At 43.4% G+C, this 14,925-nt stretch carries 10 protein-coding genes; 2 read left to right on the top strand and 8 right to left on the bottom strand.

What is annotated here, in order from left to right; genetic code table 11:
* Window positions 1–19 precede the first annotated feature (19 nt).
* The 8 genes from fbaB to AAC855_RS05735 form a co-directional block, all read right to left on the bottom strand.
* The gene (gene fbaB, locus AAC855_RS05770) at window positions 20–1,069 is read right to left on the bottom strand and encodes a class I fructose-bisphosphate aldolase (protein WP_340608673.1); all 1,050 of its coding nucleotides are present in this window, start codon (window positions 1,067–1,069) and stop codon (window positions 20–22) included.
* Between the two features lie 578 nt (window positions 1,070–1,647).
* On the bottom strand, window positions 1,648–3,033 hold the full coding sequence (gene trhP, locus AAC855_RS05765; RefSeq protein WP_340608672.1) for a prephenate-dependent tRNA uridine(34) hydroxylase TrhP: 1,386 nt from the start codon (window positions 3,031–3,033) through the stop codon (window positions 1,648–1,650).
* A 211-nt stretch (window positions 3,034–3,244) separates the two neighbouring features.
* Window positions 3,245–3,589, bottom strand: coding sequence for a YegP family protein (locus AAC855_RS05760; protein WP_340608671.1), 345 nt, complete (start codon window positions 3,587–3,589; stop codon window positions 3,245–3,247).
* 85 nt (window positions 3,590–3,674) lie between these two features.
* Entirely contained in the window at window positions 3,675–4,373 is a 699-nt protein-coding gene (baeR, locus tag AAC855_RS05755; protein WP_340608670.1) for an envelope stress response regulator BaeR, read from the bottom strand.
* Complete coding sequence (gene baeS / locus AAC855_RS05750) at window positions 4,373–5,776, bottom strand: envelope stress sensor histidine kinase BaeS (RefSeq protein WP_340608749.1); 1,404 nt, start codon at window positions 5,774–5,776, stop codon at window positions 4,373–4,375. The genes baeR and baeS overlap by 1 nt, the downstream gene beginning before the upstream one ends.
* An 8-nt stretch (window positions 5,777–5,784) precedes the next feature.
* Window positions 5,785–8,880, bottom strand: a complete 3,096-nt coding sequence (mdtC, locus tag AAC855_RS05745; RefSeq protein ID WP_340608669.1) for a multidrug efflux RND transporter permease subunit MdtC — start codon at window positions 8,878–8,880, stop codon at window positions 5,785–5,787.
* Window positions 8,877–12,059: an MdtB/MuxB family multidrug efflux RND transporter permease subunit gene (locus AAC855_RS05740; protein WP_340608668.1), complete on the bottom strand. Its 3,183-nt coding sequence runs from the start codon at window positions 12,057–12,059 to the stop codon at window positions 8,877–8,879. The genes mdtC and AAC855_RS05740 overlap by 4 nt, the downstream gene beginning before the upstream one ends.
* Window positions 12,059–13,267, bottom strand: coding sequence for an MdtA/MuxA family multidrug efflux RND transporter periplasmic adaptor subunit (locus AAC855_RS05735; RefSeq protein ID WP_340608667.1), 1,209 nt, complete (start codon window positions 13,265–13,267; stop codon window positions 12,059–12,061). The genes AAC855_RS05740 and AAC855_RS05735 overlap by 1 nt, the downstream gene beginning before the upstream one ends.
* Before the next feature lie 296 nt (window positions 13,268–13,563).
* Here AAC855_RS05735 and AAC855_RS05730 point away from each other — a divergent pair, with 296 nt between their 5' ends.
* Entirely contained in the window at window positions 13,564–13,869 is a 306-nt protein-coding gene (locus AAC855_RS05730) for a hypothetical protein (protein WP_340608666.1), read from the top strand.
* Between the two features lie 301 nt (window positions 13,870–14,170).
* The gene (locus tag AAC855_RS05725; protein WP_099110873.1) at window positions 14,171–14,650 is read left to right on the top strand and encodes an Hcp family type VI secretion system effector; all 480 of its coding nucleotides are present in this window, start codon (window positions 14,171–14,173) and stop codon (window positions 14,648–14,650) included.
* Window positions 14,651–14,925 lie beyond the last annotated feature (275 nt).

Raw genomic sequence — 14,925 nt, 5'->3', positions numbered from 1 at the left:
ACTAATTAGCCTGATTTTATCAGGCTATAGTGACGCTCTTGTCGAGATAGACATCCTGTACTGAGTGGATCAGAGCAACGCCTTCTTTCATTGACTTCTTAAATGCCTTGCGCCCAAGAATTAATCCCATGCCTCCGGCGCGTTTATTGATGACCGCTGTACGGACTGAATCACTCAAATCATTGGCACCTGAAGCGCCGCCAGAATTGATTAAGCCGGCACGCCCCATGTAACAGTTAGCTAACTGATAACGAACTAAATCGATAGGGTGTTCTGTTGTCAATTCAGTATAGACGCGTTTATCTGTGTGCCCGAAACCAATTGCTGTGTAACCGCCATTAGTTTCCGCCATTTTTTGTTTAACGATATCAGCACCGATAGTTGCGGCCAGATGGTTGGCCTGACCGGTTAAATCGGCACTTGTATGGTAATCAACGCCATCTTTTTTGAAGGCGGAATTACGTAAATATGCCCACAGTACAGTGACCATTCCTAATTCATGGGCACGTTCGAAAGCGGCAGAAATTTCTTCTATCTGGCGGCGTGACTCATGCGAGCCATAATAAATCGTCGCACCAACTGCAACTGCGCCCATGTTAAATGCCTGCTCAACACTGGCGTACAAAGTCTGATCATATTCGGCAGGATAAGTCAGAGTTTCATTGTGATTCAGTTTGACCAGAAACGGGATTTTATGGGCATAGCGGCGGGAAACCGATGCCAGAACACCATAAGTCGAAGCAACGCAGTTACATCCGGCTTCAATCGCTAATTCAACAATATTTTTGGGGTCAAAATAGAGCGGGTTTGCTGCAAAAGAGGCACTGGCTGAATGTTCAACGCCCTGATCAACTGGCAGAATCGAAAGATAACCCGTTCCCGCCAGACGCCCATGATTAAATAAAGTTTGCATTGAGCGCAATACCGCGTTTGGCCGATTATTTTCGATCATTACACGATCAACAAAGTCTGCACCCGGAATGTAGAGATTTTCACGTGGAATAGTAGAACATTGATGCTGTAATAAACTTTCTGCGTCTTTTCCTAACAAATTCACGATATCAGTCATATTTAACTCCAGTTTGCAAAAGGCGCTACTGATTGTTGTTTATATTTGCACAGAGTACAAGGTGAGCAGGAAGGGAAGATGTAGTGGATCGCTTCAGTTGAGACTATTTTTCATAGTTAATGTTATGTTTATTAAAATTTAATTATTTCACTCCTGTCATGCATGTGTATAGTGAGATAATATCAATCTGCTCTGTTGAGAATAACTATCTCAAGGTGTTTTCTAAAAATTCCTTCAGTATGTTGAATAAATATGAGTGATATTTATTCAAACTGATTTTTTTATTTACAATTAATTTTGTGATGGGTAGCGAGATAATTATTATTGACTGAATAAACTCAATAACCAGCAATTCAGTTAATGATTTTTTCTTGCTGATATTACTGATGATTTTTCAAATTTTAAAATTACAGGAAAAGAAAAGGCTAGCCCAAGGGAGATTGAGCTAGCCAAGGAGGTGGTTCCTAGTCTTACAGTGAAACTTTTTTAGTTCTTCATTTTTCAGAATGGATAATACGAGAAATAAAATAGTATTGATGTGATCTGTTTCTAAAAAAATGGAACTATTTCTGTAAATTTCATACTGAATTATTTTTAGGAACTGTATTTGTATGTGGGGCTCGGGTATTACCTGCTTTCAGATTACGGATAAGCAGCGCGTAATTCAGTTCAATTTCTTCAGGAACAGGTAAGTAAACAATATGACCATCACCCGGAGCAACTTCGACAGCCTGATTCTTTTTGTTTATCATTGATGCCAGTACAAAGTTGATATTACCTGCTGGCGTCATAATCTCAAGGCTGTCACCAACGAGGAACTTATTTTTTACTGCTACTTCAGCCAGCCCATTGACCCGATTGCCGGTAAATTCTCCCACAAATTGTTGCGTTTCTGATACTGAATAACCATATTCATAGGTTTGATAGGCATCGTGAGTATGACGGCGCAAAAAACCTTCCGTATAACCACGATGTGCTAATCCTTCCAGCGTGCTCATTAATGTTGGATCAAATGGTTTACCTGCAACGGCATCATTGATGGCACGGCGGTATACCTGAGCTGTACGGGCACAATAGTAGAAAGATTTAGTACGGCCTTCTATTTTCAGTGAATGTACGCCCATGCCAGTCAGCCGCTCTACATGCTCTACTGCACGTAAATCTTTAGAGTTCATGATATAAGTGCCATGTTCATCTTCAAATGCGCTCATATATTCACCCGGACGTTTGGCTTCTTCTATCATGAAGACCTTATCCGTCGGAGTGCCCTGTCCCAGTGTTGGCTCAATATTTTTAACCGGAATAGGGTCATGGGTATGAACAATGTTGCCGGTGTCGTCTTCTTTTCCTTCCTGAACGTTGTATTCCCAACGGCAGGCATTTGTGCAGGTTCCCTGATTAGGATCGCGTTTATTGATATAGCCTGATAGTAAACAGCGGCCTGAGTAAGCCATACAAAGTGCGCCATGTACGAAAACTTCCAGCTCCATTTCAGGCACCTGCTGGCGGATTTCTGCAATTTCTTCCAGTGAAAGTTCGCGCGATAGAATGACCCGAGTTAAGCCCATTTGTTTCCAGAATTTTACTGTGGCCCAGTTAACCGCATTTGCTTGCACGGAAAGATGGATATCCATTTCAGGGAAGGCTTCTCTCACCATCATGATTAAACCGGGATCGGACATAATTAGCGCATCAGGCCCCATTTCAACCACAGGCTTCAAATCGCGGATAAAGGTTTTCAGTTTTGCATTGTGTGGGGCGATATTGACAACGACATAAAAACGTTTGCCTAATTCATGGGCTTCTTTAATCCCCTGAGCCAGTGTTTCATGGTTAAACTCGTTGTTACGAACACGCAGGCTGTAACGGGGCTGCCCGGCATAGATAGCATCTGCGCCATAAGCAAAGGCATAGCGCATGTTTTTCAGGGAGCCGGCGGGAGAAAGTAATTCTGGAGTAAACATATTATTCGCGTTCTCAGTCTGAGTTCAAATCAGACCTCACCCCTTTATCATTACTAAGGGTAAGGTTAAAGAGGGGATTTTAGCGCTTATACCTTTTGACTTTCAAGATTGTCTTGCAAGGTACAACCGTAGATATAGCGGATATAGATACGGAGGAATGGGTATGCGGGTAAAAACGCGCCGCGGATGCGGCGCTGTTAACGAACTACGATTACATACTTTTAGTCAAGTCCCGTATTTTATCTGTTACCCCGGTTTTCATCACAGACTGCATTCCTTTTTTCATTGCGGTTTCATCACCATAAGATTCACTAATACCAATAATCTGGTGATTTCTGGCTTTCAGGACAAAATATGTTTTGCCAGATTTATTTTTCCTTACTTCATGACGAGCTTTGTCGGGAGAGTTGACTTGCACTGAGTGAATACCTTTATTGGCGGCAGCCTTAGTGGTGTACATCTCACTGCTGAGAATAATGTCACCGTTCGCTGCGACCAGATTGAAGTAAAATTGCCCGTTCTTCGCTTTCTTAAGATCATAGTGACCAATAGCCATAAGAAATTCTCCTGATTGGGTAATTATCAGATTAAGTTTAGCCTGAAATTTATGCAGGTGAATTTTTTTAATAACAGTAGGCAAGTTACATCAGACGACAAATTTCGGCTTCCCAGCGATATCCCAACCCGTAAATTGAGCGAATGAAAGATTTCTCTTCATCCAACTGTTCTAACTTTCTGCGTAGATTCTTTATATGGCTGTCAATTGTTCGATCATTCACAATACGATGATCGTTATAGAGATTATTCAACAATTGATCACGGGAAAAAACACGTCCGGGCTGGCTGGAGATAATTTTAAGTAACCGGAATTCAACCGGAGTCAGTTCCAGTACCCGTTCAAGGTAGCGAGCCTGAAAATGGTTTTCATCAATGGTCAGTGCTCCCTGTTCGCTGACGATATCCTGCGGACGATAGCAGCGGCGTAAAATCGTTTTCACTCTGGCGACGATTTCGCGTGGGCTATAAGGTTTACAGACATAATCATCCGCCCCAATTTCCAGCCCCAGCAGGCGATCTATTTCTTCAGTTTTGGCTGTCATCATAACAATGGGGATATCTGAAAATTTGCGGATTTCCTTACAGACAGATAACCCATCAAGGCCGGGTAACATGAGATCGAGCAGAATAATATCAGGCTGGTGTTGCTGGACATGAGCAACCACCTCATCACCGCGCACTAACCATTGTGTTTGATAATTTGCAGTTTGTAGATAGTCAATCAGTAACTGCCCCAGTTTGGGTTCGTCTTCAACGATCAGAACGGTATATTGTGCACTCATTATTTCAATATCTTATTTGGCGTTTTCTGTTCAGAAAATTTGAACAACGGTAATTCTACGTGAATTTGAATACCACCTAAAGGTGATATTTCAGCATAAATAAGACCATTGTGCGCTTCAATAATGTTGTAGCAGATTGCCAGACCTAAGCCTGAGCCACCACTGGCTCGATTGCGGGAAGATTCGCAACGATAGAAACGTTCAAAAATACGCTGGCATTGTTCAGCAGTAAGACCGGGAGCACTATCCTGCCAGTTTAATAACCATTTTTGCTGGTTCACATACCCGTGGATAAGCACTGCTCCGTGATCAGCAGTATAGCGCAGGCTATTTTCCAGCAAATTATGGAATAGCTGCGTTAATCGCTTAGGGTCAGCAAATACTATTGTGTTTTGCGGTAAATATATTTCCAGTGAAATTTGTTTATCGGCAAAACGTCCACGATAAACCGCGACAGCGATTTGCAGAAGCTCATTGACATTAACCTGTTCTTTTCGATAAGTCAGGGAGCCACGATCCGTCAGAGATAGCAAATGTAAATCATCCACTAATTTTGTCAGAATAGTCACTTCTGTCAGTAACGACTGGATGGTTTCCGGTGTCGGCTGACGGACACCATCCTGTAAGGCTTCCAACTCACCACGCAGAATAGAGAGTGGGGTGCGCAATTCGTGGGAGATATCGGCCATATAATCCCGGCGCATTTGCTCATTTTTTTCCAGCGTGCAGGCAAGGTGATTAAAATCTGATGCTAATTGCCCGATTTCATCCCGAGCGGATGATGTAACACGCACACTGAAATTACCGGAAGCCAGTTTATGAGTGCCTTCTACCAGCCGCTTAACGGGTTTCAAGAAAATGCGGGATAAAAAGAAAGTGGCAATCAGCGCCAGCATGGTAGAGAAACCTGCGATAATCCAACTGGTCAGCTGTTGTTGTTGGGCAAAGCGGATATCAGCCTGACGGGTAATTTTGTCCGAAGTACTGACAATCACCCAACCGACCACGTTATTCTGGTCATTTACCGGAACGCGGTAAGTTTCTTCCGACATATTGTCAGAATGCCCAACTAACAGGTGCATATGGCTGTCAACCACCCAGAACTGAGAACGCCAAGCGCGGGGAGACAACTCCTGCCGATTATCACTGTTCTGTTCGATATTTCGGATAATTTTAAAGATGGCCCGATCATTTTCAGTCAGGAAATCCCAGTTACCATATTGCTGATATTGTTCTGTCAATGCTTCTGCCAGCATTCTGGCGCGTAGTTGGCTGTTTTGCTGAATATAACCGATGAATCCATACTGGAAACTGAGGCGAATGCCCCAGTGCATTGTCACTAATACCAGCATACAGGTAGCAAAAATAGCCAGAAACAGTTTCCCGCTGATCCCGGCTTTTATCCGCAATTTCACAACGATTTTATTCTCTGAAATTTTGCTAAACGGCGTTGTTGCCACTTCTCACGCAGTCTGTCAAAAGACAGATAAACGACAGGGGTGGTATATAACGTAAGAATTTGGCTCATCACCAGCCCACCAACAATGGTGATACCCAGAGGGTGACGTAATTCAGCACCAGCACCGTTGCTCAGTACCAAAGGTAAGGCACCGAATAAAGCAGAAAGAGTCGTCATCATGATAGGCCTGAACCTTAATAAGCTCGCCTGAAATATAGCTTCCCGCGCACTGAGTTGCCCACTACGCTGAGCTTCAAGAGCAAAATCCACCATAATAATCGCATTTTTCTTCACGATACCAATCAGCAGCATAATGCCAATCATAGCAATCAGGCTAAATGGCGTATTGAAGAGCTCCAATGCCAGTAAAGCGCCGATTCCGGCAGAGGGAAGGGTAGAAAGGATGGTCAGTGGGTGAATATAGCTTTCATACAATACCCCGAGAACCAGATAAACAGTAATGATAGCCGCAAGGATCACCAATAACTGTGAACGCTGACTTTCCTGAAAATCTTGCACAGTACCGCCAAAAGAGCTGCGAACAGCTGACGGAACGCTGAGTTCAGTCATCGTTCTTTCTATCGCACTCACTGCATCAGACATCGTATAGCCTTCCGCAATATCGAAAGAGATCGTAGAAGCTGCCGAAAGCCCCTGATGATAAATGTCTAATGGCGCATTGGCTGGTCGCCAGCTGGCAAAATAAGAGAGCGGAATACGTTTTCCTTCCTTATTAATGACAAAGATTTTTTCCAGTGCACTGATATCCTGGTTATATTCAGGAGCAACTTCCATCACCACTTTATATTGATTCAGAGGCTGATAAATCGTTGAAATCGGTTGTTGCCCGAAAGCGTTTCCAAGCAGGCTATTCGCCTGAGCAACGCTGATACCGAGACGGGCCATAAGATCACGATCATAGGTAATCGCCAGTTCAGAACCTTTATCGTCGTCATCAGCATTAACGCCTGTCAGCTGGGGTAACGTTTTCAATGCCTTGCGGATAATAGGTGCCCATTTGCGGAGCGCATCAGAATCGTCAGACAGTAAATTAAATTGATAAATAGATTTGGCATTACCTCCGCCCCCCCCGGATCTGAGATCCTGTACAGGGATAAGGTACAGCTCAGCACCCGGTTCGTGGGATAATTTCTCCCGTAAACGAAGTATGATTTTATCGATACTTTCTGTGCGTTCACTCACAGGCTTTAATGACATAAACATAAAACCGACATTCATGCTATCGCCACCGGTAAAACCGGTCACATTTTCAACAGTCGGGTCAGCATTAATGACTTGCATAAAATGCTCCATCTTCTTTTGCATGGCCTGAAAAGAAATACTTTGATCAGCAACGACAAAACCTAGTAATTGACCCGTATCCTGTCTGGGGAAAAAAGTTTTCGGGATATTAATATAGAGCCAGCCATTCAGGACGATAATGCCGATCAGCATTAATAAAACCCAGCGTGTGTGGTTAAGAACCCATTTTAATGAACGGCCATAATTCTGCTGGAGCCTGAGAAAAATTTTACCGAAACCGCGGGTTTTCTTCAGCGATTTTTCAGGCGAAGATTTTAGCAGATGTGCACACATCATCGGGGTTAAGGTGAGTGATACCAGTAAAGAAATGCCTATCGCCGTTGCAAGTGTCACCGAAAAATCAAGGAACAGCCTGCCGAGCATTTCATCTATCAACTGAAGGGGAATAAAAACCGCCACGAGAGACAGGCTCATGGCAAGAACGGTAAAACCCACTTCTCTTACACCCTTAAGCGCGGCTTGTGCAGGTTTCATCCCGGCTTCCAGATGACGGGAGATATTTTCCAGCACAACAATGGCATCATCCACAACAAAACCCGTTGCGATGGTCAGAGCCATGAGTGAGAGGTTATTCAGGCTGAAACCACATAAATACATCGCAGTAAATGTGCCAATCAGTGAAACCGGAACGGCAATTGCCGGAATAAGAGTGGCACGCCCTGAGCGCAGGAACAGAAAAACAACCAGAATAACGAGTGCAACGGCAAGGGCAAGCGCCCGCTCCACTTCATACAGGGAAGCCCTGATAGTGGGAGAGCGATCCTGTACAACCGTAAGTTTAATATTAGCGGGTATTGAGGTTCGTAAAGTAGGGAGTTCTGCACGAATTTTATTGATGGTTTCAATGATATTCGCATTTTGTTCCCCCCGGATAATCAGGGCAATAGCCGGTTTATTACCGGACATACCTGAGGCGCGGATATCTTCTACAGACTCTTTGACTGTTGCGAGATCTTTTAAACGAACAGGTGAGCCGTCACGATAATCGACAATAATAGAAGCGTAGTCATCCGCTTTTTTAATTTCATCGTTAGTTTGTATTTGCCAGTTGTACTCACTTGTCTCAACATGTCCCGTCGGATTTCTGACATTAGCATTATTGACCGCAGTGCGGACGTCATCCAGTGAGATCCTCTTACTGAACAGGGCGTTGGGATTGAGTTCAACCCTTATTGCGGGCAATGAACTGCCAGAAACGCTGACCTGACCGACACCTTCTATTTGTGAAATTTTCTGGGCAAGGCGTGTTGAGGCGATATCATATAACTGCCCACCACTATAACTGTCTGATGTGAGTGTCAGGATCATAATGGGAGCAGAGGAAGGGTTTGCCTTGCGGTAGGTCGGGCGGCTTGGCATCCCTGAAGGCAAAAGACTTTCCGCAGCATTAATCGCTGCCTGTACATCCCGTGCCGCTCCGTTGATATCCCGGTTCAGTTCAAATTGCAGATAAATGAAGGTATAGCCTAATGAGCTGGAGGAGCCCATTTCTTTAACACCCGCAATTCTGCCAAGTGATCGCTCTAGTGGGGTTGCGACAGAGGAGGCCATTGTCTCTGGTGATGCGCCGGGCATATAGGCAGAAACACCGATCACCGGAATATCGACTTGTGGCAGAGGTGATACTGGCAACAGGATAAAACTGAATGCCCCACACAGTGTGATAGCCACACTTAATAGTGTGGTTGCAACAGGCCGCTTGATAAATAAGGCGAAAAATTTCACAACGGCTCCTGATGATCAATAGAAGAACGCGCTAATGTTGTTTGATTATCATCCTGATGTCCGTTTTGTTTATTTCTACCTTGCCTATTTCTGTAATAGTGCGCCAGCCTGTCAAATAGCAGATAAATGACCGGAGTCGTAAACAGCGTCAGGATTTGGCTCATAATCAAACCGCCTACCATGCTGACACCCAATGGGCGGCGCAGTTCAGCACCGATACCGGTACTAAGCATCAATGGTAATGCCCCTAACAGTGCCGCCATTGTTGTCATCAGAATCGGCCTGAAACGCAGGAGACAAGCCTGAAAAATAGCATCGTAGGGTGACATACCTTTTTCACGTTCTGCTGCCAGCGCAAAGTCAATCATCATAATGGCGTTCTTCTTCACAATACCTATCAGCAGAATAATCCCGATGATGGCGATGATATCCAGCTCATAGCCTCCCAGCATTAATGCCAGTAATGCGCCGACTCCCGCAGTGGGCAGTGTTGACAGGATGGTGACTGGATGAATAAAACTTTCGTACAGTATTCCGAGCACAATGTACATGGCAACAACAGCGGCCAGTATCAGCAATAGGGTATTACTCAGTGCATGCTGGAATGCCAGAGTTGCTCCCTGAAATTGTGTATTGATATCTTTAGGCATGTTGATGGCATGTTCTGTTTCCTTCACGGCATTGACAGCGGCTTCGAGAGAGGCATCCTGTGCCACATTGAATGAAAAGGTAGTGGCAGGGAATTGTTGCAGGTGATTAATGGATAAATATCCCAGCCGTTGTTCAATCGTGGCGATAGCCGTCAGAGGTACGATATTACCATCCGCACTCAAAAGCCGGACATCATTGAGCGCATCAATACCGGGAGAGTGTGTTGTATCCTGCGCGAGTACAACCCGATATTGATTTGATTGCGTATAAATGGTTGAGATCATCCTCTGACCAAAGGCGTTATATAGCGTGTTATCAATCGCAGCAATCGTAATACCTAACCTACTGGCCATATCACGATTTATATTGATATAAGCGACTAATCCCTTGTTTTGCAAGTCACTGCTGATATCAACCAGTTCAGGACGCTTTTTCAGTGCTTCCTGTAACTTAGGTACCCAGATGTTCAGTTCATCAAGAGAAGTCGCCTGTAGCGTAAATTGATATTGTGTACGGGAAAGCTGGGTATCGATAGTCAGATCCTGAATCGGTTGCATATATAACGTGATATCAGGGACTTTGGCGATCCGGGCTTGTAAGCGTGGGATAATATCCTCAATTCTGTCATGACGTTGGTCGAAAGGTTTTAACGTAATTTGCAGGCGCCCGTTGTTCAGCGTAGGGTTACTGCCATCAACGCCGATAAAGGTAGTCACATTTTCCACAGCCGGATCTTGTAACAGTAATGCGCTTACCTGACGTTGTTTATCCGCCATGGCACTGAAAGAAATGGATTGTGGTGCTTCCAGTGTACCCTGAATTAATCCATTATCCTGTGATGGAAAAAACCCTTTAGGAATAAAAATATAGAGCAGAACGGTCAGAGCCAGAGTGCCAAGTGTGACACCGAGTGTCAGCCAGGGATGGTTCAGGACGCGTTTCAGCCACACGCTATATATCGCAATTATCCACTCAAAAAAGTGCTCACAGGCTTGCTCAAAGCGATTATGTTTAATGTCTGATTCTGCTTTCAGCATTCGTGCGCACATCATTGGCGTCAGGGTGAGTGAGACAACGGCTGAAATTAAAATTGCCACTGCGAGTGTAATCGCAAATTCCCGGAATAAACGGCCTACAATATCCCCCATAAATAACAGCGGGATCAAAACGGCAATCAGAGAAAAAGTCAGTGAGATAATTGTGAAGCCGATTTCACCAGCCCCTTTCAGTGCAGCGGCAAGTGGCTTTTCTCCCCGTTCGATATGGCGGGAAATATTTTCGATAACAACAATGGCATCATCGACAACAAAGCCAGTAGCAATTGTCAATGCCATCAATGTCAGGTTATTAATGGAGAAACCACAGAAATACATTACTGCGAATGTGCCGATAAGTGAAAGCGGAACGGCGATACTTGGGATTAAGGTCGCGGCGGCATTACGCAAAAACAGGTAAATCACCATAACAACCAGAGCAACTGCCAGCAATAATTCAAATTGAACGTCTTTAACGGAAGCGCGGATCGTGGCAGTACGATCTGTCAGAACGTCAACTTTAACCGATTTAGGCAGGCTGCTTATCAGTTCGGGTAATACACTACGAATGTTATCCGTGGTTTCAATAACATTAGCACCCGGCTGGCGCTGAACGTTGATAACAATGGCGGGTTTTTCATTTGCCCATGCCCCGAGTTTCGTATTTTCTGCTTCGCGCTCAATTGTCGCAACGTCACGAAGACGAACCGGAGCACCATTTTTATAGGTCACGATTAAGTTGCGGTAATCGTCAATGGATTTCATTTGATCGTTAGCAGATAAGGTAATTGACCGCGTTGGCCCATCAAAACTACCTTTTGGTGAATTCACATTCGCACTGACAATCGCATTGCTGATAGCATGGCTGTTCAGCCCTTGTGCGGCTATAGCCTGCGCATTTAACTTCACACGAACAGCAGGACGTTGCCCGCCAGCCAGTGTCACTAGGCCAACACCACCGACCTGAGAAATGCGCTGAGCAACACGGGTTTCCACCATATCCTGCACTTCTGTCATTGGTAAGGCATCAGAAGTGACAGCCAGAGTTAAAATCGGTGGATCAGCCGGATTCACCTTACTGTAAATAGGAGGGTAGGGCAGGTCATTAGGTAACAAATTGATACTTGAATTAATTGCGGCCTGTACATCTTGCTCTGCAACATCCAATGGCAGGGAAAGCTGGAAGACCAGCGTAATAACAGAAGCTCCGCCAGAACTTTGTGATGACATCTGTTTCAGGCCGGATATTTGCCCGAATCTGCGTTCCAGCGGGGCTGTTATGGCGGAGGTCATTACATCAGGATTGGCGCCGGGATAGAGCGTAACAACCTGAATAGTCGGATAATCCACCTGAGGTAAGGCCGAAACCGGCAGCATCCGGTAGCCAAGAATACCAGCAAGCAAAATTGCAATCATAAACAGCGTCGTTGCTACCGGACGCAGTATAAATAAGCGGGATGGTCCGCCCCCTGTCACCGGAGAATCAGAAAGCATTAACTATTCTCCACCTTACCGTTTGACTGAGCAGATTTATCGTTGCTGTTATCCGATTTTGGTTGCAGAGGCTTAACAATTTCAACAGTTGCTCCTTCTGTCAACTGATCAATGCCGTCTGTTATTACCCGATCACCAACGGACAGACCGCTGTTGACAATAACCAGATTATCATTTTGTAGTCCGGTGGTTATTTTATGCTTTGTGACCTTATTATCTTTACCTACCAGCCAGACAAAGTGACCACTGCCACTCATCTGTAATGCAGCATCAGGGATGACTATGGCGTTATCCAGCGTATTGACTTTGATTTGGATATTAACAAATTGATTTGGAAACAGCGTGTTATCCTGATTATCAAATCTGGCTTTCATTTTTATGGTGCCGGTTGCAACGTCAATTTGGTTATCGATGCTGAGCAGTTTGCCTTGTGCTAATTGCAGCTTGTTATTGCGATCCCGGGCAATGACAGCGGGTATCGTATTATTTTTCTGTGCCTTTAGTATGGCACTAATATCGTTTTCAGGCAGAGAAAACAGCACGTCGATTGGATTAACGCGCGTAATGACGACAAGCGGTTTTTCTCCTCCCGAAGAGATGTAGTTACCGACATCTATCCGTTTCAGACCAATACGACCTGAAATGGGGGCTGTGATACGGCTGTAGGTTAATTGGAGTTTTTGTTCATCAATATCGGCCTGATCACTTTTGAGGGCGGCCTTATATTGACGAACTAAAGCGTGCTGTTTATCCAGATCCTGTTGAGAAATTAATTTACTTTTTGCCAGTTGTTGATAGCGGGCTAAATCCTGCTCGGCATTGGCCAGCATCGCCTGATCTTTAACATATTGGCCTTGTGCTTTTGCCAGCCTGACCTGATAAGGACGGGGATCAATTTCTGCCAGTAAATCCCCTTTTTTCACCTGTTGGCCTTCTACAAAATGCAGGGCGATCAATTGCCCGCTCACCAGACTGGTGACATTGACTGTATCCGCCGCCTGAACCGTTCCTAACCCGACCAGATAGTGGGGCACGGATTCCATTTTAGCGGTAGCCGCCTGAACAGGGCGGGGGGGAACTGCGGCTAAATTCTGTTGTGGGCCGGACTTTTGTGATGTTTTGAAATGGTTCCATGTAAAAAAAACTGCTGCGATGACAACGACTAACGCAGCAAAACAAAAAAAGTAGGTACGACGTTTATTGCTCATATATTCGACATTCTCTTAATATTGCACCGATAATCAGCCACACAAGCATCTTATGCTAAATTAGTGTAAATATATATTTAATTAGTGTACTTGGAGAGAAATTGCCAATCATGGAGAAAATATGGAAATTGTGTCAATGAGATAAAGTAGAACTTTTTATGAGAAATTCGAAGCCATGGAGGGCGAGAGAGCATGTAAAACATCCATTAACATAGGTGATATATGATAAAGTGTCTTTCATCAGGGGTGATTATTAAATTTAACAACAATAAATATAGCATAATGAGATGGAAAATATGAAAAAATCAATAATATTAGGTATTATCATTTCACTTTATTCTGGTTATTCATTTACATCAGAAAGCGAAATCCCGATAGATATTCAGGAATACATAGATAGTATAGAAACTTGTCAATATTTTTCTAATGAATGGGATAATTCTCTTCCTGAAGATCGTAAAAAAGAAATAGAAGAAGGTTCAGCAGAATATTGCAAAAAATCAAAAATTTTACATAATAAACTAAAAAATAAATACAAAGATGATATTGATAAAATAAAAATACTTGATGAGTACGATATGTCTATTCAGATAGACTTATAAAAAATAACAATCTGTTAGATTTTATTTTGTTATTAGTGTTCATAGTACAGTTGATACTTATAAAAACCGAAGTCATACTGAGTAAATTATCAAATAATGCACATATCCTATCTTGTTTTTCGTTGGTATAATATTGCATGATCGCTGATAAAGTGAGTCGCTATAATTAGCAACAATGAAAATATAGTTTGGTTTAAGGAATTGTGATTTTAGTCACGTTTTTCCTGGAAAAATGTGGTGTTCCAGACTATATCAGAAGCGATTGATAGTTATTAAAACCTTAACAAAACAGGAAGTTATCATGGCGAATATGATCTATTTAACCTTGCAAGGAAACAAACAAGGGTTGATTTCACAAGGTTGCTCTTCAGTTGAATCCATTGGCAATAAGTATCAGGCAGGTCATGAAGATGAAATTTTTGTATTAAATCTTCATCATTCTATTCACAGAGAACAAAATGTTAACCATAGTCCAATTGTATTTGTAAAGCCGCAGGATAAGTCATCACCGTTATTAATGATGGCAATTTCGGATAATGAAAGTTTGAATCTGAAATTTGATTTTTATCGCACCTCACAATTAGGTTCTCAGGAACTCTATTACTCAATTGAGTGTCGTGATGCGACAATTATTGAGTTATCACCGAATTATCCGCACAGTATCAACCATGCGGAAGCACAACCGGAAGAGATTGTTTCTGTTAAATATAAAGATATTATCAGCCGCCATCATATGGCAGGAACATCGGGGTATAGTGTCTGGGACGAAAGAGTCTATTGATACTGAGTTAATGTAATAACTGCCAAAACGCCGATAAATTCAATCGGCGTTTCATTGCCCCACCTGTATAGGAGATTTAAGCGTGGCAATGAAAAAAATCAGGTACCAGAGATAATAATATCCTCACTGTGAGATACCCAGAGAGAGCTTTCCTAATGCATTGGGCATGGAAAATTAACAATAAAATGGAAAAGATAATAATATCGTGTGTGATTTTTTTCTGCCTACATAGGGTCTCATGGGCATCAAAAAATAATATGCCAAAAGATTTGCAT

This window comes from Xenorhabdus bharatensis, from assembly GCF_037996705.1.
GTDB lineage: Bacteria > Pseudomonadota > Gammaproteobacteria > Enterobacterales > Enterobacteriaceae > Xenorhabdus > Xenorhabdus bharatensis.
This window is presented reverse-complemented; position numbering and strand designations above follow the sequence as displayed.